The 25,818-nt window shown below is 64.9% G+C and carries 27 protein-coding genes; 9 read left to right on the top strand and 18 right to left on the bottom strand.

Annotated features, from left to right (window positions below; all coding sequences use genetic code 11):
- From BLT75_RS03170 to BLT75_RS03140, 6 genes are all read right to left on the bottom strand, one after another.
- Nucleotides 1-1,212, bottom strand: a complete 1,212-nt coding sequence (locus BLT75_RS03170; RefSeq protein ID WP_093027659.1) for an acetyl-CoA C-acetyltransferase — start codon at nt 1,210-1,212, stop codon at nt 1-3.
- Between the two features lie 109 nt (nt 1,213-1,321).
- A complete protein-coding gene (locus tag BLT75_RS03165) occupies nt 1,322-1,960 on the bottom strand; it encodes a glutathione S-transferase family protein (protein WP_093027657.1) in 639 nt (212 codons plus the stop codon).
- A 270-nt stretch (nt 1,961-2,230) separates the two neighbouring features.
- Complete coding sequence (locus BLT75_RS03160; RefSeq protein WP_093027655.1) at nt 2,231-2,443, bottom strand: hypothetical protein; 213 nt, start codon at nt 2,441-2,443, stop codon at nt 2,231-2,233.
- Between the two features lie 54 nt (nt 2,444-2,497).
- Nucleotides 2,498-4,279: an acyl-CoA dehydrogenase C-terminal domain-containing protein gene (locus BLT75_RS03155; RefSeq protein ID WP_093027653.1), complete on the bottom strand. Its 1,782-nt coding sequence runs from the start codon at nt 4,277-4,279 to the stop codon at nt 2,498-2,500.
- 47 nt (nt 4,280-4,326) lie between these two features.
- Nucleotides 4,327-4,728, bottom strand: a complete 402-nt coding sequence (locus tag BLT75_RS03150) for a MerR family transcriptional regulator (RefSeq protein WP_093027651.1) — start codon at nt 4,726-4,728, stop codon at nt 4,327-4,329.
- A 470-nt stretch (nt 4,729-5,198) separates the two neighbouring features.
- Complete coding sequence (locus tag BLT75_RS03140; RefSeq protein WP_093027647.1) at nt 5,199-5,567, bottom strand: MerR family transcriptional regulator; 369 nt, start codon at nt 5,565-5,567, stop codon at nt 5,199-5,201.
- 117 nt (nt 5,568-5,684) lie between these two features.
- Between BLT75_RS03140 and BLT75_RS03135 the strand changes: the two genes are divergently transcribed.
- The 3 genes from BLT75_RS03135 to BLT75_RS03125 all read left to right on the top strand — a co-directional run bounded on the left by BLT75_RS03135 (nt 5,685) and on the right by BLT75_RS03125 (nt 7,962).
- On the top strand, nt 5,685-6,104 hold the full coding sequence (locus tag BLT75_RS03135) for a PaaI family thioesterase (protein WP_093028163.1): 420 nt from the start codon (nt 5,685-5,687) through the stop codon (nt 6,102-6,104).
- Nucleotides 6,104-6,622 carry a PaaI family thioesterase gene (locus BLT75_RS03130; protein ID WP_093027645.1) on the top strand — a complete coding sequence of 173 codons (519 nt, stop codon included), beginning with the start codon at nt 6,104-6,106 and terminating at the stop codon, nt 6,620-6,622. Before BLT75_RS03135 ends, BLT75_RS03130 begins: the two co-directional genes overlap by 1 nt.
- 68 nt (nt 6,623-6,690) lie before the next feature.
- Entirely contained in the window at nt 6,691-7,962 is a 1,272-nt protein-coding gene (locus BLT75_RS03125) for an MATE family efflux transporter (RefSeq protein WP_425441113.1), read from the top strand.
- Here BLT75_RS03125 and arsC read toward each other — a convergent pair.
- Genes arsC through BLT75_RS03105 form a run of 4 tightly spaced genes read right to left on the bottom strand, consistent with a single transcriptional unit; the run spans nt 7,946 to nt 10,108 of the window.
- Complete coding sequence (gene arsC, locus BLT75_RS03120) at nt 7,946-8,290, bottom strand: arsenate reductase (glutaredoxin) (protein ID WP_093027643.1); 345 nt, start codon at nt 8,288-8,290, stop codon at nt 7,946-7,948. The genes BLT75_RS03125 and arsC overlap by 17 nt on opposite strands.
- Nucleotides 8,287-9,345, bottom strand: coding sequence for a quinone-dependent dihydroorotate dehydrogenase (locus tag BLT75_RS03115; protein WP_093027641.1), 1,059 nt, complete (start codon nt 9,343-9,345; stop codon nt 8,287-8,289). Before BLT75_RS03115 ends, arsC begins: the two co-directional genes overlap by 4 nt.
- Complete coding sequence (locus BLT75_RS03110) at nt 9,342-9,773, bottom strand: DUF1330 domain-containing protein (RefSeq protein WP_093027639.1); 432 nt, start codon at nt 9,771-9,773, stop codon at nt 9,342-9,344. The genes BLT75_RS03115 and BLT75_RS03110 overlap by 4 nt, the downstream gene beginning before the upstream one ends.
- Nucleotides 9,770-10,108: a DUF952 domain-containing protein gene (locus BLT75_RS03105; RefSeq protein ID WP_093027637.1), complete on the bottom strand. Its 339-nt coding sequence runs from the start codon at nt 10,106-10,108 to the stop codon at nt 9,770-9,772. Before BLT75_RS03105 ends, BLT75_RS03110 begins: the two co-directional genes overlap by 4 nt.
- A 116-nt stretch (nt 10,109-10,224) precedes the next feature.
- Here BLT75_RS03105 and BLT75_RS03100 point away from each other — a divergent pair, with 116 nt between their 5' ends.
- Entirely contained in the window at nt 10,225-11,799 is a 1,575-nt protein-coding gene (locus BLT75_RS03100; RefSeq protein ID WP_093027635.1) for a bifunctional metallophosphatase/5'-nucleotidase, read from the top strand.
- A gap of 15 nt (nt 11,800-11,814) precedes the next feature.
- Here the strand turns inward: BLT75_RS03100 and BLT75_RS03095 are convergent, their stop codons facing one another.
- A complete protein-coding gene (locus BLT75_RS03095; RefSeq protein ID WP_093027633.1) occupies nt 11,815-13,551 on the bottom strand; it encodes a tetratricopeptide repeat-containing sulfotransferase family protein in 1,737 nt (578 codons plus the stop codon).
- Between the two features lie 142 nt (nt 13,552-13,693).
- On the opposite strand from BLT75_RS03095, the gene BLT75_RS03090 reads away from it, so the two are divergent.
- From BLT75_RS03090 to mnmH, 3 genes are read left to right on the top strand one after another with little or no spacing between them, the layout of a single operon-like run.
- Entirely contained in the window at nt 13,694-14,323 is a 630-nt protein-coding gene (locus BLT75_RS03090; protein ID WP_093027631.1) for a glutathione S-transferase family protein, read from the top strand.
- Between the two features lie 10 nt (nt 14,324-14,333).
- A complete protein-coding gene (locus BLT75_RS03085; protein ID WP_093027629.1) occupies nt 14,334-14,999 on the top strand; it encodes an SOS response-associated peptidase in 666 nt (221 codons plus the stop codon).
- A gap of 37 nt (nt 15,000-15,036) precedes the next feature.
- Nucleotides 15,037-16,104, top strand: a complete 1,068-nt coding sequence (gene mnmH, locus BLT75_RS03080; protein WP_093027627.1) for a tRNA 2-selenouridine(34) synthase MnmH — start codon at nt 15,037-15,039, stop codon at nt 16,102-16,104.
- A gap of 69 nt (nt 16,105-16,173) precedes the next feature.
- On the opposite strand, the gene selD is transcribed toward mnmH, so the two are convergent.
- The 7 genes from selD to BLT75_RS03045 are packed head-to-tail and all read right to left on the bottom strand — an operon-like array spanning nt 16,174 to nt 24,291.
- Entirely contained in the window at nt 16,174-18,333 is a 2,160-nt protein-coding gene (selD, locus tag BLT75_RS03075) for a selenide, water dikinase SelD (RefSeq protein WP_093027625.1), read from the bottom strand.
- 4 nt (nt 18,334-18,337) lie between these two features.
- The gene (locus BLT75_RS03070; protein ID WP_093027623.1) at nt 18,338-18,724 is read right to left on the bottom strand and encodes a Na+/H+ antiporter subunit G; all 387 of its coding nucleotides are present in this window, start codon (nt 18,722-18,724) and stop codon (nt 18,338-18,340) included.
- A 7-nt stretch (nt 18,725-18,731) separates the two neighbouring features.
- Nucleotides 18,732-19,004: a K+/H+ antiporter subunit F gene (locus tag BLT75_RS03065; protein WP_425441111.1), complete on the bottom strand. Its 273-nt coding sequence runs from the start codon at nt 19,002-19,004 to the stop codon at nt 18,732-18,734.
- The gene (locus tag BLT75_RS03060; RefSeq protein ID WP_093027621.1) at nt 19,001-19,498 is read right to left on the bottom strand and encodes a Na+/H+ antiporter subunit E; all 498 of its coding nucleotides are present in this window, start codon (nt 19,496-19,498) and stop codon (nt 19,001-19,003) included. The genes BLT75_RS03065 and BLT75_RS03060 overlap by 4 nt, the downstream gene beginning before the upstream one ends.
- A complete protein-coding gene (locus BLT75_RS03055) occupies nt 19,495-21,042 on the bottom strand; it encodes a monovalent cation/H+ antiporter subunit D (RefSeq protein ID WP_093027619.1) in 1,548 nt (515 codons plus the stop codon). Before BLT75_RS03055 ends, BLT75_RS03060 begins: the two co-directional genes overlap by 4 nt.
- Nucleotides 21,039-21,401 carry a Na+/H+ antiporter subunit C gene (locus BLT75_RS03050; protein ID WP_093027617.1) on the bottom strand — a complete coding sequence of 121 codons (363 nt, stop codon included), beginning with the start codon at nt 21,399-21,401 and terminating at the stop codon, nt 21,039-21,041. Before BLT75_RS03050 ends, BLT75_RS03055 begins: the two co-directional genes overlap by 4 nt.
- Nucleotide 21,402: 1 nt before the next feature.
- On the bottom strand, nt 21,403-24,291 hold the full coding sequence (locus BLT75_RS03045; protein ID WP_093027615.1) for a monovalent cation/H+ antiporter subunit A: 2,889 nt from the start codon (nt 24,289-24,291) through the stop codon (nt 21,403-21,405).
- Between the two features lie 239 nt (nt 24,292-24,530).
- On the opposite strand from BLT75_RS03045, the gene BLT75_RS03040 reads away from it, so the two are divergent.
- Nucleotides 24,531-24,995 (top strand): rhodanese-like domain-containing protein, encoded by a 465-nt coding sequence (locus BLT75_RS03040; protein ID WP_093027613.1) that lies wholly within the window; start codon nt 24,531-24,533, stop codon nt 24,993-24,995.
- Nucleotides 24,992-25,816 (top strand): CE1 family esterase, encoded by an 825-nt coding sequence (locus BLT75_RS03035; RefSeq protein ID WP_093027611.1) that lies wholly within the window; start codon nt 24,992-24,994, stop codon nt 25,814-25,816. The genes BLT75_RS03040 and BLT75_RS03035 overlap by 4 nt, the downstream gene beginning before the upstream one ends.
- The last annotated feature ends 2 nt before the right edge of the window (nt 25,817-25,818 follow it).

Here is a 25,818-nt window from a genome sequence, read left to right as displayed (position 1 = left end):
TTACACGCGTTCGATGATGGTGGCCGCGCCCATGCCGGACGCAATGCAGAGCGTGGCCAGACCGGTTTCCAGGTCGCGCCGCTCCAGTTCGTCCAGCAGGGTGCCGATGATGATCGCGCCGGTGGCGCCCAGCGGGTGGCCCATGGCGATCGAGCCGCCGTTGACGTTGACCAGCGCGGGGTCGACATCGAACGCCTGCTGGAACCGCAACACGACGGAGGCAAAAGCCTCGTTCACTTCGAACAGGTCAAGGTCCGAGATCTTCATGCCGTTGTCGGCCAGGATCTTCTCGGTCACCGGCACCGGGCCGGTCAGCATGATGGTCGGATCGGTGCCGATCTTTGCGGTCGCCCGGATGCGCGCGCGCGGCTTCAGCCCGTATTTCTCGCCGAATGCCTTGTTGCCGATCAGCACGGCGGCGGCGCCGTCCACGATGCCCGAGGAGTTGCCGGCATGGTGGATGTGGCTGATCCGCTCCAGATGCGGGTATTTCAGCAGCGCCACCTTGTCGAAACCGGGCATCTGTTCGCCCATCATCTGGAACGACGGGGTCAGAGCGCCCAGCGACTGCATGTCGGTGCCGGGACGCATGTATTCGTCACGGTCGAGGATCGGCAATCCGTTCTGGTCGCGCACGGTAATCACCGACTTGTCGAAACGGCCGTCCTTCCAGGCCTCGGCGGCGCGGCGCTGCGACTCCACCGCCAGTGCATCGGCCTGGTCGCGGGTAAAGCCGTATTCGGTTGCGATGATGTCGGCCGAAATGCCCTGCGGCACGAAATACGTCTCCATCGCCACGCTGGGATCGACGGCGATCGCCGCGCCGTCGCTGCCCATGGCCACCCGGCCCATCATCTCGACCCCGCCGGCGATATAGGCATCGCCCGCGCCGCCCTTGACCTGGTTGGCGGCCAGGTTGACCGCCTCCATACCCGAGGCGCAGAAGCGGTTGATCGCCAGTCCTGGGATCGACTGGTCGAGGTCCGAGGCCAGAACCGCAGTCCGCGCCAGGCATCCTCCCTGTTCCATCACCTGTGTGACATTGCCCCAGATCACGTCCTCGACCGCGTGGCCTTCGAGGTTGTTGCGCTCCTTCAGTGCATTCAGCGTGAGCGCGGACAGGCGTACCGAGGTAACCTCGTGCAGCGCGCCGTCCTTGCGGCCCTTGCCGCGCGGGGTGCGCAGGGCGTCATAAATGTAAGCTTCGGTCATGGTGTGGTCCTCTGCAGGTCTGTCATTCTGCCCGAACTGGTGTCGGGCCGTGAGTCGGATCAAGAGTAACGTGACGGCGACACGCCGCGCGGTGCGGGGCGACGTTCCGTCAAGCGCGATCCGACGGGTTGCCGGGCATCAGGTCATAGGGATGTTTCCAGCCGGGCAGGGCGGCGATGCGGTTCAGCCAGGCGTCGATATGGGGCCATTCGGCACGGTCGAAACCGAATGGCTCGGGATAGTAGAGATAGCCACAGCAACTCAGATCGGCATTGCTGATGCCATCGCCCACGATCCAGTCGCGGCCGTCGAGATGCGCGTTCAGCGTGGCATAGGCGGCCTTCAGCCGACCCTGGTTGAAGGCGATGACCTCTTGCGGGCGCTTGTCCTCGGGCAGGAAGTTCATCAGGAACCGGGTGAGCCCGGCCATCGAGCTGAGCTTGTGGTTGTCCCACAGCACCCAGCGCAGGATGTCATAGTTCTCGTCGCGAGTGGCGCCGCCGAAACGCCCTGATTTTTCGGTGACATAAGCCTGGATGCAGCCCGACTGGCTGGTGCGGAAATCGCCATCCACCAGCACCGGCGCCTCGCCCATCTCGTTGACGGTGGCGCGGTATTCGGGCGTGCGGGTCTCGCCTTTGAAGAAGTCGACGAAAACAGGCTCCCAGTCGAGGCCCGAAAGTTGCAGCGCCAGCGCCGCCTTGTAGGAATTCCCGCTTTCTCCGAAGCAGTAGAGTTTCATCGTCATCGCAGCCTCCCTTTGGCCAGTGTCGGAGCGGGGGTTTCACACCCCCGCACCCCCGTGGAGTATTTCCGGCGAAATGAAGCAAGGGCTTCTTTACCGGGCATTAAGATTAAACTGTTTTGTTTCCGGCTACGGTACAGGCTGGAGAGCCGATGTCCGTGCGAAGTGAAGCCTCGCCGTCCCGCCCGCGTTCCGCCTGGCGGTCGGGCCGGATGGCGGGGTGGACGTCCATCGTCTTCATTTCGCTGCAAATACTCTCGCCGAAGGCGTCTTCTATCGCTTGCGGTCCTCCAGTTCGGCGTTGAACAGCCGCAGCCGGTGGATCAGGTTCTCCTCGTTGGTCACGCTGTTGAAATTCTCGAACAGGAAAGACAGCGCCTCGCCCTCGTCGAGACCGGCCTCCTTGCTGAAGGACTTCAGGCGCCGGTACCCGTCTTCTGTCATGGCAATGTTGAGACGTCGGGTCAGGCGAAAGCGTTTGGGCATAGCGGAACTCCTCTCGGGGCGGTGCAGGGTGGGCCGTCCTGCCCACCCATCGGCTCAGAAATTCGCGGCCTCCAGCGCCATCACCGTGTCCGCGCCGGACTGGATGCGCGCCAGGTGCATCGCGGTGGCGGGCAGGCGGCGCGCCATGTAATAGCGGCCGGTGGCGATCTTGGTCTCGTAGAATGCCCTGTCCGAGGCGCCGGCGTCCAGTGCCGCCTGCGCCGTCCGCGCCATCCGCGCCCACATCAGGCCCAGGCAAACATGGCCGAACATGTGCATGAAATCATAGGAGCCCGACAGCGCGTTGTTGGGGTTCTTCATGCCCTGCTGCATGAAATACATGCCGGCCGCCTGCAAGTCCTTCGATGCGGCCTTCAGCGGTTCGATGAAAGCCTTGTCATAGGCCTCGTCCTGGCCCGCGCTGTCCTTGCAGAAGGTCTTGACCATTTCGAAGAAGGCCATCACGTGCTTGCCGCCGTCCTGGGCCAGCTTGCGGCCCACCAGGTCCAGCGCCTGCACGCCGTTGGCGCCTTCGTAGATCATCGCGATGCGGGCGTCGCGGGTGTATTGCGACATGCCCCATTCCTCGATGTAGCCATGGCCGCCATAGACCTGCTGGGCCTGCACGGTCATGTCGTAGCCCTGATCGGTCAGGAAGCCCTTGATCACCGGGGTCAAGAGCGAGACCAGCCCGTCTGCGTCCTTGTCGCCCGCGCGATGGGCGCGGTCGATCATCGTCGCGCCCCACAGGATGAAGGCGCGGGCGCCCTCGGTGAAGCTCTTCTGATCCATCAGGTTGCGGCGGATGTCGGGATGCACGATCAGCGGGTCGGCCGGGCCATCAGGGTTCTTGACCCCGGTTACGTCGCGGCCCTGCAGCCGGTCCTTGGCGTATTCCAGCGCGTTCTGATAGGCGGCATCGGCCTGTGCCAGGCCCTGCATGCCGACGCCCAGCCGGGCCTCGTTCATCATGGTGAACATGGCGCGCATGCCCTTGTGCTCCTCGCCCAGCAGCCAGCCGGTGGCGCCGTCATAGTTCATCACGCAGGTCGAGTTGCCGTGGATGCCCATCTTCTCCTCGATCTTGCCGACCGACACGGCGTTGCGCGCGCCCGGCGACCCGTCCTCGTTCACCATGAACTTGGGCACAATGAACAGCGACACGCCCTTGATGCCTTCGGGGCCGCCCACGATCTTGGCCAGCACCAGGTGCACGATATTGTCGGCCATGTCGTGATCGCCCGACGAGATGAAGATCTTCTGCCCGGTGATCTTGTAGGAGCCGTCCGCTTGCGGTTCTGCCTTGGTGCGCATCAGGCCCAGGTCGGTGCCGCAATGCGGTTCGGTCAGGTTCATGGTGCCGGTCCATTCACAGGACACCATCTTGGGCAGATAGGTCTCCTTCTGCTCCTCCGTCCCATGCGCCAGGATTGCCGAGGCCGCGCCATGGGTCAGGCCCTGGTACATGGTGAAAGCCTGGTTCGAGGCCGAGAACATCTCGCCCACCGCGGTGCCGATCACATAGGGCATGTTCTGGCCACCGTATTCCTCGGGCATGTCGAGCCCGGGCCAGCCGCCTGCCTTTACCTGCTCAAAGGCGTCCTTGAACCCGGTCGGCGTATAGACCACGCCGTTTTCCAGCCGGCAGCCCTCGGTATCGCCCACCGCGTTCAGCGGGTGCAGCACGTTCGAGGCGATCTTGCCGGCTTCCTCCAGCACGGCGCCGGTGAACTCGGGGTCCAGTTCGGCATAGCCGGGCACGTCGGTTTCCGAGATGCGCAGCATCTCGTGCAGGATGAACTGCGCGTCCTTGGTCGGGGCATTGTAGATGGGCATGTAACGGCTCCCTGAAGTCGTGGGTCTGATGTCGGAGAAGGGTCGGGTTATTCCGCCGCCTTCTTGGCGTCTTTCATCGAGGCAATCACCTTTTCGCCCCAGCGTAGCTGCTCCCTGAGGTCTTCGATCGCCTCGGTCAGCTCGTCGCGCTGGGCTTCCAGATCGGCCAGCCGCTCGCGGGCGATGTCATAGGTGCGGCTCAGCTGCATGTGCTGCTGGTCGCCGATGTGATACAGGTCCAGCAGCTGCCGGATCTGTTCCAGGCTGAAGCCGAAGCGCTTGCCGCGCAGGATCAGCTTCAGCCGTGCGCGGTCGCGCTTGGTGAACAGGCGTTTCTGGCCTTCCCGGATCGGGAACAGCAATTCCTTGGCTTCGTAGAACCGCAGCGTGCGGGGCGTCACGTCATAGGCGTCGCACATCTCGCGGATCGACATGAGGTCATCGGTCATCGTTTCAAACTCTCGTCGCTGGCGTCATGAGGTCCAGTTGGTCAGCTTGCCCGTCCTTTACAACATCAAGTTGACGTTTACGTAACTCAAACGCCACGTCACTTTTCTTCGTGACGTGGGATCAATCCGAAAGATGATGAGAGAGACCGGGTGCGGCTGTTCAGCGTCCCGTGGCTCCGCCGCGCGGCCCTTGGTACAAGGCGCGTTTAGCCTTGCGTTCTGCTTCGACCTGACGGTCCCAGTCCGCTTGGGAAACGCCAGGTGGAGCCGTTCCATAGCCGTTGGGGCCAACGTCACAGGCCGAAAGCCCGACAAGGGACAAGACAAGAAGAAATATTCGGCAGGGGGCGGTCATCAGGCTGCTCCGAACGTCGGGCCGACAGGCCGGCCCAGTAACGGGCACAGCTTGCAGTCCTGGCCCGGCGCGATCAACGCCGGGTTGCCCCGATCACGAGAATTTCACCGCAAATTCATCCCAGGCTGTGCGCCGTCTGGTCGCGCAGTTGCTGCAATTCGGTCATGGCTTCTTCCAGCTGCATCTGCTGCTGGCGCAATTCGTTCATCTGCCGGTCGGCCATCTCGACAAAGGCGGCCATCTGCGCCTCGTTGCCTTCGTCTTCGTAGATCAGCAGCCACTGGCGGATTTCCTCCAGCGGAAAACCGAATCTGCGGCCGCGCATGATCAGCTTCATTCGGGCGCGTTCGCGGGCCCCGTAATAGCGCGCGCGGCCTTCGCGGTCGGGCTGCAGGAGCTCGATATACTCGTAATATCTCAGGGTGCGCGGGGTCACGTCGAACTCGGCGCACATCTCCTTGAATGACAAACGCGTGTCGGTCATGGCTAATCTCCTCGATCGCAACCTAGGGGGTTGTGAATTTCAGCGCAACAGCCGGTCTTGCCCTTTGTGCTGCGGGCTGATCATAAAGGAACAGACGCAAGGCAGGACGAAGGCACGATGAACGACAAGGCTAAATTCGCCCGGCAATTCATTCAGGCGATTCCGCACGCCAAGGCGCTGGGACTCGATCTGACCCATATCGGCCAGGGCGAGGCGGAAATCACCATGCCCTACAATGCCGACCTGGTGGGCGATCCGCGCACCGGCGTCATCCATGGCGGCGCGGTCTCGGCGATGATGGACACCTGTTGCGGTGCGGCGGTGATGAGCCACCCGGCGGCCCCCGGCGGTACTGCGACGATCGACCTCAGGATCGACTACATGCGCGCGGCAACGCCGGGCCAGTCGATCACTACCCGCGCCACCTGCTATCATATCACCCGCAACGTCGCCTTCGTGCGCGCGGTGGCCACCGACGACGACACCGACCGGCCGGTGGCCACCGCCGCCGGTTCCTTCACCGTGGAGGGGCGCTGATGACCCGCAAACGCCCCGAACCCATGCAGGTCGTCAAGCAGCGCCGCGATGCCGCGCTGAACGCACTGGTCAGCGGCGTGCCCTATATCCGCTTTCTCGGAATCACTTTCGACCGGCGGGGTGACGAGCTGACCGGGGTGCTGAACTTTGACGACAAGTTGATCGGCAACCCGTTCCTGCCTGCCATACATGGCGGGGTGACGGCCGCGTTTCTGGAGGTGACGGCAGTCATTACGCTCAGCTGGTCGCACCTGTTCGAACGGATCGAAAGCGGCGATCTGGCGCCCGAGGATATCCTGAACGGCGAAACGGTCAGATTTCCCAAGACCATCGACTTCACCATCGACTACCTGCGTTCGGGCCTGCCGCGCGATGCCTACGCGCGTGCCACGATCAGCCGGGCGGGGCGGCGCTATGCCTCGGTCCGGGTCGAGGCCTGGCAAGACCATCATGACAAGCTCTATGCGCAGGGGAGCGGGCATTTCCTGATGCCGCAGGATCCGACGCCCGCAGGTTGACGCAGGTGAGCGGCGACACCGCGGCCCCGATCACCCATGCGCGGGTGCTGAAGATCGCCGTGCCGATCATGCTGGCCAACATGACCGTACCGATTCTCGGCGCGGTGGATACCGCTGTTGTGGGTCAGATCCCCCAGGCCGCGCCCATCGCCGCCGTGGGCGTCGGCGCGATCATCCTGTCGGCGATTTACTGGATCTTCGGCTTTCTGCGCATGGGCACTGCCGGGCTCACCGCGCAGGCGCACGGGGCAGGGCACGAGGGGGAGGTCGCGGCACTGCTGACCCGCTCGCTGATGATCGGCGTGGCGGGCGGCGTCGCGCTCATTCTGTTGCAACTACCGATCTACTGGGGCGCGATGGCGATCAGCCCGGCCAGTGCCGAGGTCGAAACGCTGGCGCGCGGCTACATGTCGATCCGCATCTGGTCGGCCCCCGCCGCCATCGCCATCTACGGTATCACCGGCTGGCTGATCGCCCTGGAGCGGACGCGTGCGGTGCTGGTGCTGCAATTGTGGATGAACGGGCTGAACATCGGGCTGGACGTTTGGTTCGTCCTGGGGCTTGGCTGGGGCGTCAACGGGGTCGCGTTTGCCACCTTCCTGGCTGAATGGACCGGGCTCGCCTTTGGCCTTTGGCTCTGCCGCGACGCTTTCCGAAACCCGCGCTGGCGCGATTGGGCGCGGGTGTTCGAGGCCGCCCGCCTGCGCCGCATGGCGGTGGTCAATACCGACATCCTGATCCGTTCGATGCTGCTCCAGGCGATCTTTGTCAGCTTCCTGTTGCTCGGCGGCCGGTTCGGCGACGTGAAGCTGGCCGCCAACCAGGTGCTGCTGCAATTCGTGCATATCACCGGCTATGCGCTCGACGGCTTTGCCTTTGCCGCCGAATCGCTGGTGGGTCAGGCTTTTGGAGCGGGCGCGGTGGCCCGGCTCAGGCGTGCGGCCTGGATGACCAGCCTCTGGGGGTTCGTGCTGGCCGTTCTTATGGCGGGCGTCTTCTGGACGCTGGGGCCATGGCTGATCGAGGTGATGACCAAGGATCCGGCGGTGCAGGCGGCGGCGCGCGGCTACCTGCCGTGGATGGTGGCGGCGCCGCTGTTGATCCTGGCGCTGGTGATGTTCGACGGCATCTTCATCGGCGCCACCCGCTCGGGGGACATGCGCAACATGATGGCGGTGTCGGCGGCGATCTACTTTGCGGCCGTCTGGCTGCTGATCGGCCCCTTCGGCAATCACGGCCTGTGGATGGCGCTGACGATCTCCTTCATCGCGCGCGGCATCACGCTGGGCCTGCGCTATCCTGCGCTTGAACGCGCGGCGGTCATCAGTCCAGCAGGCTGAGCAGATCCTCGGGTGGCCGCCCGATCACCGCCCGTTCTCCCTTGATCGCCAGTGGGCGTTCGATCAGCACCGGGTTTTCCGCCATGGCGGCCAGCAGCACCGCGTCGGGGTCGCTCTTGCTGAGGCCCAGTTCCTTGAACCGCGCCTCGCCTGTGCGCATCATAGCTGCGGCCGAAACCCCCAGTGCCGCCTGTGCCGCGCCCAATTCTGCAAGGCTCGGCGCCTCCTCCAGATAGCGCCGCACCTCGATCTCGGCACCGCGCTCTTCAAGCAACGCCAGACCCTGCCGCGACTTCGAGCAGCGCGGATTGTGCCAGTATTCGATCACAGCCAATCCTCTCTCCCGGTTCCCACCGCCTCGGCGACCGAGGCGAATCCGTCCCGCGCCAGGAGCGCGTCCAGCCCCCGCGCGATCTCACCCGCCAGTGACAGCCCGCCATAGACCATCGCGGTATAGAATTGCACCGCCGAGGCGCCGGCGCGGATCTTGGCATAGGCGTCTTCGGCGCTACTGACACCGCCGACCCCGATCAGCGGAATCTCGCCCTGCATCAATACCGACAAGCGCGCCAGAACGCGGGTCGACTTCTCGAACAGGGGCGCGCCTGACAATCCGCCCGTCTCGCCCTTGTGGGCGCTCCTCAGTCCCTCGCGCGACAGGGTGGTATTGGTGGCGATCACGGCGTCGATGCCGGTGTCGCGCGCCACGGCGGCGATATCCCCGATCTCGGCCTCGTTCAGGTCCGGCGCGATCTTCAGGAACACCGGAATCGGGCGGTCCAGCGCATCACGCGTCTCGATCACGCCAGAGAGCAGCGCCGTCAGCGCCGCGCGGCCCTGAAGATCGCGCAGCTTCTCGGTGTTGGGCGAGCTGACATTCACCGTCGCGAAATCCAGATGCGCCGCGCAATGTTCCAGCACGCGGGCAAAATCGCCCGGCCGGTCGGTGCTGTCCTTGTTGGCCCCCAGATTGAGGCCGATCACGGCATCACGCGGCCGCTTGGCCAGCCGCGCGGCAATCGCCTCCATGCCTTCGTTGTTGAAGCCGAAGCGGTTGATCGCGGCACGATCCTCGGTCAGCCGGAACAGGCGCGGGCGCGGGTTGCCGGGCTGCGGTCGCGGCGTGGCGGCCCCAACCTCGATGAAGCCGAAGCCCGAGCGCGCCAGCGGCGCCAGCGCCTCGGCATTCTTGTCGAACCCGGCGGCCAGCCCCACCGGGTTGGGCAGGTCCAGCCCCGCCACCTGCGTCCACAGCCGGGGGGATGTGATCGGGCCGGGCAGGGGCACCAGCCCCGCCTTCAGCGCCTTGATCGACAGCCCGTGCGCGGTTTCCGGGTCCAGCCGGTGCAGGGCGCCGAGCCCCAGTTTCTCGATCACCTTCATCCGAAGCTCGTGCCTCCCGCGGCCGGTTTGGTCCGGATCAGGCGCGAGGTCTCGACCGCCGCCTGCCGGTGGATCACCGCCTGCCGGTAGGCGGGGTCAGTCACCATTTCCAGGAACGCATGCGCGTTGGGATAGCGGGCGATGAACATCTCGTCCCAGACCTCGCCCTCCGGCCCGATCAACACGGTCTGGAACGTGCCGCGCCAGACGATGGCTGCGCCCAGCCGCGCGATGACCGGCGCGGTTTCGCGGCCGTAGTTGCGATAGGCCTCCGCCCCGCTCAGCCCGGTACCAGCCAGCGCGTGCCCTTGCGGGTAGGCGGCGCGCTCGCGAAATTTCACCAGGTTCAGCATCTCGATCGGGTGGTCGCGCTCCAGCGCCTTGAACGCCTCGAACTGGGCGCGGTCGGGGTCGATGTAACCGGTCATGTCATCTCCTGCGGGAATTGATGCGCGCCGCCCTCCAGCGGCAGCGGACGGGACCAGACCACATCTGACAGCCGCAATTCACGGTACAAATGCGGGAACAATGCGCCGCCACGCGACACTTCCCATTTCAGCGCCGCGCCCATGGTGTCCGCCTCGCAGGCCAGCAGGACCAGCCCCTCGGCTCCGGCGAAATGCTTGGCCGCCGTTTCGGCCGCCTGCGCGGCGGTCGAGAAATGCACGAACCCGTCGGCCAGGTCCACCGGCGCCCCGGCGCTCTGCCCGTCACGCTCTAGTGCCGCCCATTCGTCGGCCCGGAAAATCTTGTAGATCAGCATGCGCCGGTGATGCCTCGGGCAACCGTCGGAATCAAGCGTCATTTCCCTTACGAGAGCTTTGACTCGTGCCACGACTGGGCGCACCATCTGCGGCAATAACAACAGGGAGCAATTCGATGATCACCCGTTTTCTGACTTCGGTCGCGGCGCTGGGCCTGATGGCCGGCATGGCCGCCGCCGAATACAAGCTGACCATTCTGCACACCAACGATTTCCACGCCCGGTTCGAACCGATCAGCAAATACGACAGCGGCTGCAAGCCCGAGGACAATACCGAGGGCAAATGCTTCGGCGGCACCGCCCGCCTGGTGACTGCGGTCGAGGCCGCCCGCGCCCGCGCGGGAAACTCGATTCTGGTGGATGGCGGCGACCAGTTCCAGGGCACGCTGTTCTACACCTATTACAAGGGCAAGGCCGCGGCCGAGTTCATGAACAAGCTTGGCTATGACGCCATGACCGTCGGCAACCACGAATTCGACGACGGCCCCGAGGTGCTGCGCGGCTTCATGGACGCGGTGAACTTTCCCGTGTTGATGTCGAACGCCGATTTCAGCGCCGAGGAACTGTTGGCCACCAAGCTGTTGAAATCGACGGTGATCGAGAAGGGCGGAGAGAAAATCGGCCTCATCGGTCTGACGCCCGAGGATACGCATGAACTTGCCAGCCCCGGCCCCAACGTCACCTTCTCCGACCCGGTGCCGGCGGTACAGGCCGAGGTCGACCGTCTGACCGCCGAAGGGGTGAACAAGATCATCGTGCTCAGCCACTCGGGCTATGGCACCGACCAGCACATTGCAGCCGAGACCACCGGTGTCGACGTGATCGTCGGCGGCCATTCCAACACCTACCTGTCGAACAGCGCCGACAACGCCGCCGGCCCCTATCCGACCGTGGTCAACGGCGTGCAGATCGTGCAGGCCTATGCCTATGGCAAGTTTCTGGGCGAACTGAACGTCACCTTTGACGACGCCGGAAACGTGACCGAGGCGGTGGGCGAGCCGCTGATCATGGATGCCGCCGTGTCCGAGGACGCCGCCACCGTCGCCCGCATCCAGGAATTGGCAGTTCCGCTGGAGGAGATCCGCAACAAGGTCGTGGCCAGTGCTGCCGAAGCCATCGAGGGCAATCGCGATGTCTGCCGGGTACAGGAATGCCAGATGGGCAACCTCGTGGCCGATGCCATGCTCGACCGCGTTGCCGATCAGGGCGTCACCATCGCCATCGCCAATTCGGGCGGGCTGCGCGCCTCGATCGACGCGGGCGACGTGACCATGGGCGAGGTGCTGACCGTGCTGCCCTTCCAGAACACGCTCTCGACCTTCGAGGCCACCGGCGCCCTGATCGTCGAGGCGCTGGAAAACGGCGTCAGCCAGGTCGAGGACGGGGCGGGCCGCTTCCCGCAGGTCTCGGGCCTGACCTACACCTGGGACAGCACCCAAGCCCCCGGCAGCCGCATCGTCGAGGTCATGGTCGCCAGCGAGGACGGTTTCGTGCCGATCGACCCGGAAGGAACTTACCTTGTGGTGACCAACAACTATGTCCGCAACGGTGGCGACGGCTACGCGATGTTCTCGGGCGACGACAAGAACGCCTATGACTATGGTCCCGACCTCGCCGACGTGACCGCCGAGTACCTCGCCGCCAACGCGCCCTATCAGCCCTATCTCGACGGGCGCATCGTCAGGAAGTGACCGGCAGCCCCCGGCTCAGCCCAGCCCGGGCCAGAGCCGGGGATCGAGCCCCGCAATGAACGGCGCCAGCATGGCCTCGTGCTGGCGCCATTTCCCGACCGAGCGCGCATGCACCGGCTGGCGCAACTGGCTGGCGCTCAGCGTCAGCACCTGCCCCGCCGCCTGATCGGGCCGCGCCATCTCGGGCACCCAGTCCAGCCCCAGATGCGCCGCCAGCCGGCGGCTGGCGCCCTCCACATCGGCCACCAGATCCTCATATGCCAGATCCAGGATCCGACCCGGAAACGCCGCATGCCAATGCGTCATCATCCGGGCGTAAAGGTTGAACCGATGCGCCATGGCCCGCAAATCATAGGCATAGTTCAGCGCCGACCCCGCCAGATGCGCCTGCCACAGCGACAGCGCCACATCGCGCGGGTCGCGCCGCAGGTGGATCACCCGCGCATCCGCCCGCGCCGCCAAGAGGAACCCCGCCAGCCGGTAATTCTCGGGCATCTTGTCGGTATAGAACCGGGTGCCGTCGGGCAGGGCGGGCAGGCTCTCGGCCTCGCCCTGCCGGAACGCCGCCCGGGCTCCGGCATCAAACGGCAGCCCGCCGTCGATCAGCGGCGCCAGCAGGCGCCCCGGCGCGATCCTCTCGCCCAAGGGGTGCACCGCAGGATGCGCGCCGAGCATCGCCTCGGTCAGCGAGGTACCCGAGCGCGGCAGGCCCAGCACATAGACCGGCGCCACACCGTCGCCCGGCCCGTCGCCTTCCGCGCCGGGCCCAAACCGCGCCATCAGCGCCTCGCTCAGCCGCGTGTCGGCCCCGGAGTCATAGGGCATGAGCCGCGCCATCGCCGCATTGGCGCGGGTCAGGTGTTTGGCAAACCCGTCCTCGTCGCCTTCTTGCCCGGCAATCCGGGCTAGCGCAAAATGCAACTGCCCCTTGGCCGGTCCATTGTCGTCGGCGCTCTTCAGCGCCGCCAGCACCTGCGGGGCCAGCATCGCGTTTTCCGCGCCCGAGTTGATCTGCGCCAGTTGCTCCAGTGCCTCGGGCTGTCCCGGCGCGATTTTCAGCACCGCCCGGTACTGTTCCTTTGCCGCCTCGGTCTGTCCCTGTTCCACCAGCCGCATCGCCAGCGCCAGCCGCGCCGGAACATGGCCCGGGGCCAGTTCCACCGCCCGCTCCGCCGCCGCGCGCGCCGCATCGGGCCGGTCGGCCCGCGCCAGCGGTAGCGAAAGCGCGATCTGCGCCTCGACATTGCCCGGTTCCAGCTCTGCCGCCCGTTCCAGATCGGCCAGCGCCGCCGCCTCGTCGCCCATCTGCCCCAAGAGCCGCGCCCTGAGCAGATAGCCGCGCGCCTGGCCTGGATGCAGCGCGATCAGCTGTCCGGCGGCCGCCATCGCTGCCGCGCCTTCGCCCCGCGCCATCTCGGCCTGTGCCAGCAGCGCCCAGGCGCCGTCGTCCTGCGCGTTCGCGTCGGTCAGCCGGTGAAGCTGCCCCGCCGCCTCCTCTGCCCGTCCGAGCAGCAGCAGGGTCTGCGCCAGGTTGCGCCGCGCATCGTGGAAATCGGGGGCCAGTTTCAGCGCCAGCTGGAAATGCGGCAGCCCCGCCTTGGGCCGCCCCATGCCGCATTCGGCGATCCCGGCGATGTTCATCCAGCCGGGATGCGCCTTGTCAGCCTTTAGCCCCTTGCGGGCCAGCCGCTGCGCGCTGCGGAAATCGCCGCCCTGAACGGCGCGCAGCGCCTGAGTGAAGTCGTTCTGCATCGAAACCTGCCTCTGATGCGGGATGGGCACAGGTTTACGGTGGAAGACGCGGGGCCGCAATGGCCGCGCCTGGGGGACAAGCGGGTTGACGTAGGGCGGGGCAATAGGTTATTTAACAAAAGAGTTAAATAATAGGTGCTTCATGAAACTGCATGTCTTTCCCCCGTCTCCGAACTCTCGCAAAGTGCTTGTGGTCAATTCCCATCTGGGCCTGGACCTGCCGCTTGAAATGGTCAACCTCGCCACCGGCGAGCAGTACGCCCCCGGCTTTGTTGCCCTCAATCCCAATGCCAAGGTGCCAGTGCTTGAATATGCTGACGGCAGTACGCTCTGGGAGTCGAACGCAATCATGGCGCGGCTCTGCGCCGAGACCGACACCGCACTTTGGCCGAAATCCGACAACCGCTATGACATCCTGCGCTGGCAATATTGGGAGACCGCCCATTGGACACCCGCGCTCTCGCCCTTCATCAGCCGCCATATCTTTGGCCAGATGGATGCCGATCTCGACACCGCCACCACGCAGGCCGCCAAATTCGGGACCGTGCTCGACACCCATCTGGCCGGGCGCAACTGGCTGGTGGGCGACGGGGTGACGCTGGCCGACATCTCGGTTGCCTGCATCCTCAGCCTGCGCGCGCAGTGCCACTATCCGCTGGACGGCTTCTCCAATATCCAGCGCTGGATCGCCGCGGTCGAGGCGCTGCCTGCCTGGCAATCCGCCGAAGGCATCGTTCAGGCGACGCTGGCCAAGGTGCAGGCGGCCTCGTAATCTGGCGTTCATGTGCGGACGTTTTGCTATCACTCTGCCCACCGACGCGATGGCGCGCCTGTTCCAGGCGCGCCCCGCCAACGACCTGCCTCCGGTTCCCAATTACAACGTCTGCCCAACCAACCAGGTGCATGTCATCCGCGCGGCCCAGGGCGCGCGGGAGCTTGTACAAAACGTCTGGTCCTTCCTTCCGCACTGGTACAAAACGGTCAATTCGGGCCCTCTGCTGATCAATGCCCGCGCCGAGACCCTGGCCGAGAAACCCGCCTTTCGCGACGCCTGCCGCCACCGCCGCTGCCTGATCCCGGCCAGCGGTTTCTATGAATGGACCAAGGACGAGGATGGCAAACGCCTTCCCTGGTACATCTATCGCCGCGACGGCGCGCCCATCGCCTTCGCTGGCATCTGGCAGGACTGGGGCGAAGGCGAGGAACGCCGCCCCACCTGCGCCATCGTCACTACCGCCGCCAATCGGAACATGGCGCAGATCCACCACCGCATGCCGCTGATTCTCGAACCCGCCGACTGGCCGCTCTGGCTGGGCGAGGCGGGACATGGCGCGGCCCGGCTGATGCAGCCTGCGGCAGAAGAAATTTTGCAGTTTCATAGGGTTGGGGTTGAGGTCAATTCCAATCGCGCCAGCGGCCCGCAGTTGATCGAGCCCATCTCGACCTGACCTTTCGGATTTGTACAAAGCGCGTTAAACGGTGGATATGGCTCTCGAATTCACCACGCTTCCCCAGCTCTACGCGCACGGCTACGACACCGTGATCGACGTCCGCAGCCCGGCTGAATTTGCCGAGGATCATCTGCCCGGCGCGATCAACCTGCCGGTGCTGGACAATGACGAACGCGCGCGTGTCGGCACCATGTACAAGCAGCAGAGCCCGTTTCTCGCGCGCAAGCTGGGTGCGGCGCTGGTGTTCCGAAATGCCGCCAATCATGTGGAACAAAGCCTCAGCCACCACGATGGCGGCTGGCGTCCGCTGGTCTATTGCTGGCGCGGCGGCCAGCGCTCTGGCGCCTTCACCTGGATGCTGCAACAGATCGGCTGGCGCGCCGAGGTGATCGCCGGTGGCTATCGCACCTACCGCCGGCTGGTGAACCGCTACCTCTATGACGACCCGCTGCCGCACCGGCTGGTGGCGCTCGACGGGTTCACCGGCACCGCAAAAACGGAAATCCTGGGCCATTTGCCGGCCCATGACGTGCAAGTGCTGGATCTCGAGGCGCTTGCCAACCACCGGGGCTCGTTGCTGGGCGGCCGTCCGGGAGGGCAGCCCAGCCAGAAGGCTTTCGAATCCCGGCTGGCGGCGGCGCTCTGCGCGCTCGATCCCGCCCGCCCGGTGGTGGTCGAGGCGGAAAGCTCCAAGATCGGAGAGCGGATCCTGCCGCCGAGCCTCTGGTCGGCGCTCTGCGCCGCGCCCCGAATTGAGATCGAGGCTCCGATCGACGCGCGCACCGCCTATCTGACGGCGGCCTATGACGACATATTGTCGGATGCCGATACCCTGTCCGCCCGGCTCGATCCGCTGCGTTATCATCGCGGCCACGAGGTGGTCGACGGCTGGTTGCAGCTGATCGCCGCCGGTGACAAGGCGGGCGTCACACGCGCTCTGATGCAGCAGCATTATGATCCCGCCTACCTGAAATCCCGCCGCGCGCATGCGCCCGGCCAGTTGGCGACGATCGCCGCTGCCTCGCTCGACTCCGAAGGCATCGCCCACGCCGCCTCAGAAGTTGTCGGGGTTCTGGAAAAATTCGTGATGTCCGACCGCTGATCGGCCCTTCATCTTTTTGCAAATACTCCGGGGTGAATTGGCGGCAGGCCAAGTGGGGCAGCGCCCCTTTCAGGACGCCAGTCGCAGGCCCGGCGCTTCGGTCAGCCGGCCGATGATGGCCGCCGGATAGCCGGCCTCCCGCAATTGCCCGAGGATCGCAGTCGCGTCCTGCGCCGCCACCGCCGCCAGCAACCCGCCCGAGGTCTGCGGATCGAAGAGCAGCGCCGCCTTCCCGGTTGCCGGCAGTTCAGGCACCAGCATCCGGTTCTCACCGAAGATCGACGAGCGTACCCCCGCCTGCGACAGTTCCGATGCGCCCTGCATCACCGGCACCGCCTCGAGGTCGATTTCGGCGCCTGTGCCTGACATCTCGCAGATACCATGCAGATGCCCGGCAAGACCGAAACCTGTCACATCCGTCATCGCATGCGCGCCCGACAGGATCTGCGCGGCCTTGCCTTGCGCTTGCGTCATCCAGTCAAGGGCCGCGGTCACATCGGCGCCCGGTGCCTGTCCCGCCATTTCGGCAGCCATCAGCACGCCGCTGCCCAGCGGCTTGGTCAGGATCAGAGCGTCGCCCGCCCGGCCGCCCGCCAGCGTGATCGGATCGCGCGTGCACAGCCCGGTCAGAGTAAATCCGATTGTCAGTTCGTCCCCGACCGACGAATGCCCGCCGACGATCTCGGCCCCGGCGGCGCGCATCACCTCCGTCGCTGCGGCCATGATCTCGGTCAGGCTGCGTTGCTGCAATTCGGGCGAGAGGCGCGGCAGGATCACCGTCGCCGTCGCGGCCTGCGGCGCGGCGCCCATCGCCCAGATATCGCCCAGCGCGTGATGCGCCGCGATCCGGGTCATCAGCACCGGATCCTCGGTCAGCCCGCGCAGATGGTCCGAGGTCATCACCTGCCGTACGCCGCCGGTGATCAGCAGCGCCGCATCGTCGCCGGGCAGGGGTTTCACGTCATCTCGCGAGGCTCCGGGCAGAGGCGCCAGCGCGGCGCGCAGCGCTGCCCGCCCGACCTTGGCGCCGCAGCCGCCGCAGAGCGGCTTGTCGCCCATGGCTTCGACCAATCCCTGCGCATGGATCTCTGGCAATGCGGGCTGGCCCATGCGCGGCAGATCGCGGAACCGGTCCATGAATTTTGTGTCGATCCGATCCTTCCATCGCCACATCATCGAGCCCGAGAACACCATGCCCCATTTCTCGGCCAGCGCCGCCTTGCCGCCCAGAGAGATCAGCTTCAGATAATCCTTCTGTGGCCGATAGGGGCGCAGGGATCCCGCGCCGAGCGCGGCGCGCAGGTTGTCATAGAGCACTGGCGCCTCGCGCACGGCGTAGACGCCTGCCTTGGGCCGGGGGCTGTCCAACAGGTGGGCGCAGTCGCCAGCGGCGAAGATGGCCGGATCGCTGGTTTGCAGACACGCATCGACGGCGATGAACCCGTCATGGGTGGCCAGGCCGCTGTCGGCCATCCACGGATAGGGACGTGCCCCAGCGGCGCCGGTTACGAACCGGGCCGGGATCATCCGGCCATCGGCCAGTTCGACCCCCTCCGCTCGCACCTGCGCGATCTCCGTCCCCTCGACCAGGGTCACGCCAAGGTTTGCCATGGCTTGCCGCACTCGTGCGGCCGACTTGTCGCCCATGGCGCCCAGAACCCGGAGATTGTCGATCAGCGCCACTTCGGCCGTGCGGTTGCGGGCGCGCAGGGCATGAGCCATCGCCATCACCAGTTCAGCCCCGGCCACACCGCCGCCGATCACCGCCACCTGCGCCGGGCCTTCGCCGTCCAGATACTCGGCCCAACGCGCGGCAAAGGCTCCAAGCGGCTTGGCAGGTACGCCATGTTCGGAAAATCCGGGCAAATCGGGCATGGCCGAGGTGATGCCGACATTGACCGAGGCAATGTCAAAGGCCAACGGCGGGCGCCCCGGCACCAGCACCTCGCGGCGTATGGGGTCGATGCCCTGCACTTCGCCCAGGACGAACCGCGCCCCGGCGAACCTGGCCAGTTGCACAAGGTCGATATCCAGATCGCTGCGCGCGTAATGGCCCGCCACGAAACCGGGCAGCATGCCGGAATAGGGCGCTGTCGGACCGGGGTTGATGACCGTCATCCGGACCCCGGCCAGCGGCATCATCCCCCATTTGCGCAGCACCAGCGCATGGGTGTGCCCGCCCCCGATCAGAACAAGGTCGCGGGTGCGAGGCAGGGGGGGAGTGTGCATCTGTTCAGGTCGCCGTGTGGTCGGGTATGTCTTTTTCCGGCTCTACCGCATGGGTCGCCCATTTGCCATCCTCGCCTGCCGGGGGCAGGCTGTCCGGCGTTTCATGGCGGTGTATGTGCCATTTGGCAATGAACAGGGCCGTAACCGGCGCCGTGAGGAACAGAAACAGCGTGATCAGCAACTCGTGCAGCGACGGCCGGAGTTCCAGCGCCAGAGCATGCAGGATCGAGGCGATCAGCACGCCGCCCACCCCCAGGGTGGTCGCCTTGGTCGGCGCGTGCAGGCGAGACATCGGATCCTTGAGCTTGATCATGCCGAACGAGCCGACAAAGCCGAAGATGCCTGATACGATCAGGAAGAAGGCGATGACGATTTCCCAGAACTCGGTCATGGCGCCCTCACTCGATGATGTTGCCACGCAGCATGAACCGCGCATAGGCCACGGTCGAGACAAAGCCCAACATGGCGATGATCATGGCCGCTTCGAAGAATATCTCGGTGCCCAGCAGCAGCCCGTAGAGAACCATGAGGGCAATGGTGTTGATCACCATCGTGTCAAGCGCCAGCACCCGAGTGCCGACCCCATCGGAGGTGATGATCCGCCAAAGGCACATCATGACGGACGCCCCGAAACAGGCGAAGGTGAAGTAGATCGCGTAGTCCATGATCATTCGAAAATCTCCTTCAGACGGCGCTCGTAGCGGTTCTTGATGTCGTCACGCACCGCGTCCGGGTCGGGGGCGTCGAGGCAATGCACCAGCAGGTTGTGGCCTTTTGCGGACAGGTCGCAAGTTACGGTGCCGGGCGTCATCGTGATGGTGCCGGCGAGCACGGTGATCGCTTCGGGGCTGCGCAAGTCCAGCGGGATACAGACCCAGTTGGGCTGCCTGTCCGCATCGCGTTTGAACAGGATTATCCGCGCCACCGTGACATTCGCCAACACGATATCCCACAAGACCACGAATATGTATTCAACCACCATCGGCCAGTTGCGCAGGACCGGCCGATCCGGCCAGTAAGGCTGTGTGATGAACGGGATCACGATCCCGAGGATCAGCCCGAACACTACCGAGTTCAGCGAGGGCGCGTTTGCCAGGAGCACCCAGACGACGGTGAGCAGAAGGGTAAGGTGCGGGTGGGGAAAGACCCTGCGCAACAGTTTCATTTCTTGTCTCCCTCCAGAACCGCGTCGATATAGTGTTGCGGCGCATAGAGCTGTTCAGCCATCGAGGCGGTGTATTCCATCAGCGGTCCGGCAAACAGGGTCAGCCCGACCAGCCCTGCGACCAGGCCGAAGACCGCGCAGAAGGCAAGGCCCGGCATAGGTTCGGGCGACGGTTGATGTTCGACCTTGTCCACGTTTTCCGGGTCCGGCTCGGTATTGTGCCGGGCATCGTGGCTTTGCCAGAAGATCAGCGACCCGGCGCGGGCCAGGCCGATGATCGTCACCAAGGAACTGACCAGGATGACCGCCCAGATCGCCGCGAAATCTCCCGCGTCGCGCGCGGCGTCCATCACCAGAAGCTTGCCGACAAAGCCCGACAACGGCGGCATGCCGGCCAGCGCGATGGCCCCGATGAAATAGAGCGTGGCGATCAGCCCGCTTTGCGGCATCGGTGTCATTCCAGCAATACGTCCCCCCTGACGCTCCATCACCAGGTCGGCAATAAGGAACATGAGCCCGGCGGCCAGCGTCGAATGTACGGCGTAGTAGAGCGCCGCGGCCGTGGCCTGTGGCGTGAACAGCGACACCGCGATCAGCAGCGTGCCCATCGAGGCGATGGCGGAAAAGGCGACCATCCGTGCGATGTGACGGGAACCGAGAATACCGACCGCGCCGATGGCAAGCGTGACCAGAGCGGCAGGCAGCAGCCAGTCCCCCGCAAGCCCCCGGGTTATCGCGACGTCGGGACCAAAGGCCAGCGTATACATCCGAATGATCGAGTAGGCGCCGACCTTGGTCATGATCGCAAAGAGCGCGGCCACCGGCAGCGGCGCATTGGCATAACTGGCGGGGAGCCAGAAGTGCAGGGGCAGAACCGCGGCCTTGATGCAGAAGACCAAAAGCAGCAGCACCGCGCCCACCCGAAGCAGGGCGGTGTCCTCGGCGGGCAGCTCAGCCACCCGCGCCGCCAGATCGGCCATGTTCAGCGTCCCGGTGACAGCATAGAGCGTGCCGAGCGCGAAGAGGAACAGGGTCGAGCCAAGCAGGTTGTAGGTGACATATTGCACCCCGGCCTTGAACCGGACCGGGCCGCCACCGTGGATCATCAGCCCATAAGAGGCGATCAGCAGCACTTCGAAAAAGACGAAGAGGTTGAAGGCGTCCCCGGTCAGGAAGGCGCCGCATACGCCCATCAGCTGGAACTGGAACAGTGGGTGGAAATGCCGCCCGCGCTTGTCCCAGCCCGAACCCAGAACATAAAGCACCACCGCCAGCGCCAGAAGCGATGTCAGCAGAACCATGAGTGCCGCCAGCCGGTCGAGTACCAGCACGATGCCGAAGGGCGCAGGCCAGTTGCCCAGCTCATAGACCTGTATCTCGCCGCCTGCGGCCTGTGCGGTCAGGATCAGCGCGATTCCGACCAGCCCGACGGTACCCGCCACCGAGAAGATGCGTTGCAGTTCAAGGTGATAGCGCAGCACCATGATAATGAACGGCGCCAGCAGCGCCGGCAGAACGATCGGGGCGATGATCCAGTGGTTCATGCGTCCTCTCCCGGCGCTGCGTCGACGCTGTCATGCGCCTTCATGTCGATGCGGTCGTCCCTGGACGAAAGATAGGCGCCGAGCGCGATCATCACGATCACCGCCGTCATTCCGAAGGAAATCACGATGGCGGTCAGCACCAGTGCCTGCGGCAGCGGGTCGGTATAGGCGACCTCGGCATATTTGTTCAGCACCGGCGGCGAGTTCAGCGCCAGCCGTCCCGTGGCGAAGAGGAAGGCGTTGACCGCATATGTCAGCAGCGACAGGCCGAGAATGACCGGGAAGGTCCGACGGCGGAGGATCAGAAAGACGCCAGCGGCGGTCAGGACGCCCACGGCAGAGGCAAGCAGCGCTTCCATATCAGGTCTCCTTTCCTGCCCGGGCCACTGTCTCGGGTCCGGTCCCCGGAACCGGGGGCGTGTCGCGCTGCGGGTTGATGTCCATCGGATATTCCTGCTGAATGCCGGGTTGCCAGGCGAAGCGCGACAGGCTGTCGAGCGCCAGCAATACCGCCCCAAGGACGGCAAGGAACACGCCGGTATCGAACAGCATCGCGGTGGCCCATTCGAACTCTTCCAGTGGCGGCCAGTGCAGATAGCCGAAATCGCTGGTCAGGAAGGGCATGTCGTTGAACCAGGCACCCAGACCGGTGGCTGCCGCGATCAGCACGCCCCAGCCGATGGTGGCATGGTAATAGAACCGCTGCCGCTCGATCGCCCAGGTATAGCCGCTGGCCATGTACTGCATCAGGAAGGCGATGGCGACAACGAGGCCCGCGATGAAACCGCCGCCAGGCTGGTTGTGGCCCCGGAAGAAGATATAGGCCCCGACCATCAGCGCGATCGGCATCATCACCCGCGTCACGACCACCATCATCAGCGGGTGCGCATCGCCCGACTGCGGCCAGTGCGGCTTGCGGTTCAGGAGATAGGCACGGACGTTGCTCGACAGAACCGACTCCGCCAGAGCAAAGATCACAAGGGCGGCGATGCCCAGCACGATGATCTCTCCGAACGTATCGAAGCCGCGGAAGTCCACCAGGATCACGTTGACGACGTTGGTGCCGCCTCCCCCCTTGTAGGAATTCTCCAGATGATAGGCCGAGATCGTGGGAAAGGCGAAATCGCGCAGCATCAGCGCATAGATCAGCCCGCCGGCGCCAATCCCGGCCACGATCGAGATCGCGGCATCCCGAAGCTTGCGCGCCTTGGTGCTGTCGACCGGCGTTTCCGTCGGCATGAAGTTCAGCGACAGGAGCAACAGGATCATCGTCACCACCTCGACCGAGATCTGGGTCAGCGCCAGATCCGGGGCCGAGAGATAGTTGAAGGCCATCGACACGATCAGCCCGACCACGCCGATCAGCACCAGCGACAACAACCGGTTGCGGTGGAACCACATGATCGCAAGCGTCGCGCCGACAAGGCAGATCCATCCGATGATCGGGATGATCGGCGCGTCAAGCGGCACGCGGGTCGCCACTCCGATGCTTCCGGTCGCATAGGCGTAGTAGCCGATCCCGACGGTAAAGGTGACCATGATCGCCGCATAGCGGCTGATGATGCCGTTGTGCAGCCCGTCGGTGACGAAACGAGACAGGCTGGTCAGGACGTCGATCACCGCATCGAAGATGACCTTGGCCTCGGGCCGCGGCAGAGCGTTCCAGAAACGCTCCAGATGCTTGTGCAGCCCCAGCAGTACAGCGCCGCCCAGCACCGCGACGATCGACATGTAGAGCGCCGGGGTGAACCCATGCCAGAGCTTCAGCTTGAAATAGGGCAGTTCACCGCCGATGACCGCCTGCGCCGAGGCGCTGACCAGCGGGCCGGCCACAGTGGCGGAGTTGAGCCCGATCACCACCACCAGCACGACCAGAATTGCGGGTGACAGCCACAGGCCGGGACCTGGGTCATGCGGGTGATGCGGGTAATCCTGCCGCTCGGACCCCAGGAACACATGCGAAATGTAGCGGAAGGAATAGGCCGCCGAGAACAGCGCGGCAAATACGGCCAGGGCGGGTATCACGACATGACTGTCAAGCCAGGCGGTGTGAAAGGCTTCCTCCAGCATCATTTCCTTGCTGAGAAACCCGTTCAGCGGTGGAATGCCCGCCATCGAAAGGGCCGCGATCGTTGCAATCCCGAAGGTGATGGGCATCAGCTGGCGCAACCCGCCCAGCCGCTTGATGTCGCGCGTGCCGGTTTCGTGGTCCACGATGCCCGCGCTCATGAACAGGGCCGCCTTGAACGTGGCGTGGTTGACGATGTGGAACATCGCCGCGACCGCCGCGACCTTGGTGCCAAAGCCCAGCAGCATCGTGATCAGCCCCAGATGGCTGACGGTCGAAAAGGCCAGCAGCGCCTTGAGATCATCCTTGAACAGCGCAATGACCGCGCCCACCACCATGGTGACCAGCCCGGTCGTGGCAACGATATAGAACCATTCCGGCGTGCCCGACAGCACCGGCCACATCCGCGCCATCAGGAAAATCCCCGCCTTCACCATGGTTGCAGAATGCAGATAGGCCGACACAGGCGTCGGCGCGGCCATCGCGTGCGGCAGCCAGAAATGGAAGGGAAACTGCGCCGATTTGGTGAAGCACCCCAGAAGGATCAGTATCAGCGCCGGCACGTACCAGGGCGAGGACTGGATGAGTTCCTTGTTCTGGAGGATCACGCTCAGGTCATAGGACCCCACGATATGGCCCAGGATCAGCATGCCCGCGATCATCGCCAGCCCGCCCGACCCGGTCACAGCCAGCGCCATGCGCGCACCCTGGCGGCCTTCGGGAAGGTGTTTCCAATACCCGATCAGCAGGAAGGAACTGAGCGAGGTCAGTTCCCAGAATACAAGCAACAACAGGATGTTGTCCGAAAGAACGATGCCCACCATCGCGCCCTGGAACAGCAGGAGATAGGTATAGAACTGCCCCATCGGATCCTGCCGGGACAGGTAGAACCGGGCATAGAGGATGATCAGCATGCCGATCCCCAGGATCAGCGTCGCAAACAGGAACCCCAGACCATCCAGCATGAAGTTGGCGTTCAACCCGAGGCCGGGCAGCCAGTCGAACCGCGCGGTCACCACCTCTCCACGCAACACGGCGGGGGCGTGGATCATCAGCCCTGTGAAGGCCAGGAAACTTGCCAGACCCGCTGCCGAGGCAGACGCATTGCGCCCTGCCCGGATCAGCAGACCCGGAAAGATCGCCCCGAGAAAGGGCAGGGCGGCGATCAGGAATAGGGACACTGTCGAACTCTCCGCTGCTGGTCTTTTTTTGTTTATGTCGCTTTGCAGCGATAATTTATGTCCTCTTCCCGTATTGCAAGGTTGCAAACGGCAGAGATTCGTTGCGACAGAATGTAACATGCCTTTCCGATTGACGAATTGTTGATCGACAGCGGCCCGTTCTGCGCAGGCGGTGCTCGGCCAGACGTGCTAGAGCCTGTCTGGAGGCGCGGAGCAACAGCATCGGTGCAGGAGGGTAAATGTCACAGGGAGTCTGGCGCCGGATTGGGCTTGGCCTGCTGGCCGCGCTGGCTGTCGGTTTTGCTGTCAGGCAATATCTTCTGACGCCCCAGGATTTTGCCGGCAGCGCGCTGACCGTATCCGAGGCCCATGTTCAAGCGACAGCGGGCGAGGTTCTGCTGATCGACATCCGGCGTCCGGAAGAGTGGCGTGCAACCGGGATTGGCGAGGGCGCGTATCCTCTCGACATGCGGCGCCCGGATTTCATTCAGGCCCTGACCGAACTGGCCGAGGGCGACCGGACCCGCCGGATCGCCCTGATCTGCGCACGCGGCGTGCGCTCTGCCCGTCTGGCCAACCGGTTGAGTGATGCGGGCTTCGGCAATGTCATCGATGTGCCCGAAGGCATGCTGGGCTCACGCGCAGGGCCGGGCTGGGTGTGGTCGAAACTTCCCGTGACGGCTTATGCGGAGAGCAACTCATGATCCGGAGCATATTGGCCGCGCTGGCTTTCGTTGGCTCGGCTTCGGTGGTTTCAGCTGACTGCGCGGGTGAACCCGGCCCTTGCAGGGTAGAGGGAGGAACCTATCACATCGTCCTGCCTCGGGCCGAACGACCTCCGGTCCTGGTTTTCCTGCACGGTCATGGCGGGGAAGGGGCAGGCCCGATCAGCAACCAGCAACTTGTTGCGCCGCTGCTGGCGCGCGGCTGGGCGGTGCTGGCCCCCGATGGCGACATGCTGCCGGGCGGCAGCGGAAAACGCAGCTGGAACTTCTTTCCCGGCTGGGAAGGGCGAGACGAGGCCGCCTTTCTGCGTGCCGCGACCGAAGACGCGGTTGCCCGTTTCGGGCTCGACCGCGAACGGGTGGTGCTGGGCGGATTTTCGGCGGGGGCTTTCATGGTGAACTACCTGGCCTGCGCCATGTCCCAAGCCTATTCCGCATATGTGCCGGTATCGGGCGGTTTCTGGCGCCCGGACCCCGAAGCCTGCAACGGGCCGGTGCGGCTGTTGCATACGCATGGGTGGAGCGACCCTGTCGTACCGCTCGAAGGCAGGATCCTCGGTGGCGGTCGTTTCCAGCAGGGCGATATTCTTGCCGGGCTGGAAATCTGGCGTCTCGCCAACGGGTGCGTCGACCACAAGCCTGACAGCTTTTCCGTCACCGGTCCGTTTCACCGCCGGCTCTGGGCCAGTTGCGATCCCGGCGGCGTGATCGAATTCGCGCTGTTCCCCGGCGGGCACATGGTGCCCGAAGGCTGGGCCGACATGATGGTGGATTGGTACGAAGCGCTGGGCGACCACTGATC

This window comes from Ruegeria marina (assembly GCF_900101475.1).
Taxonomy (GTDB): Bacteria; Pseudomonadota; Alphaproteobacteria; order Rhodobacterales; family Rhodobacteraceae; genus Ruegeria_B; species Ruegeria_B marina.
This window is presented reverse-complemented; position numbering and strand designations above follow the sequence as displayed.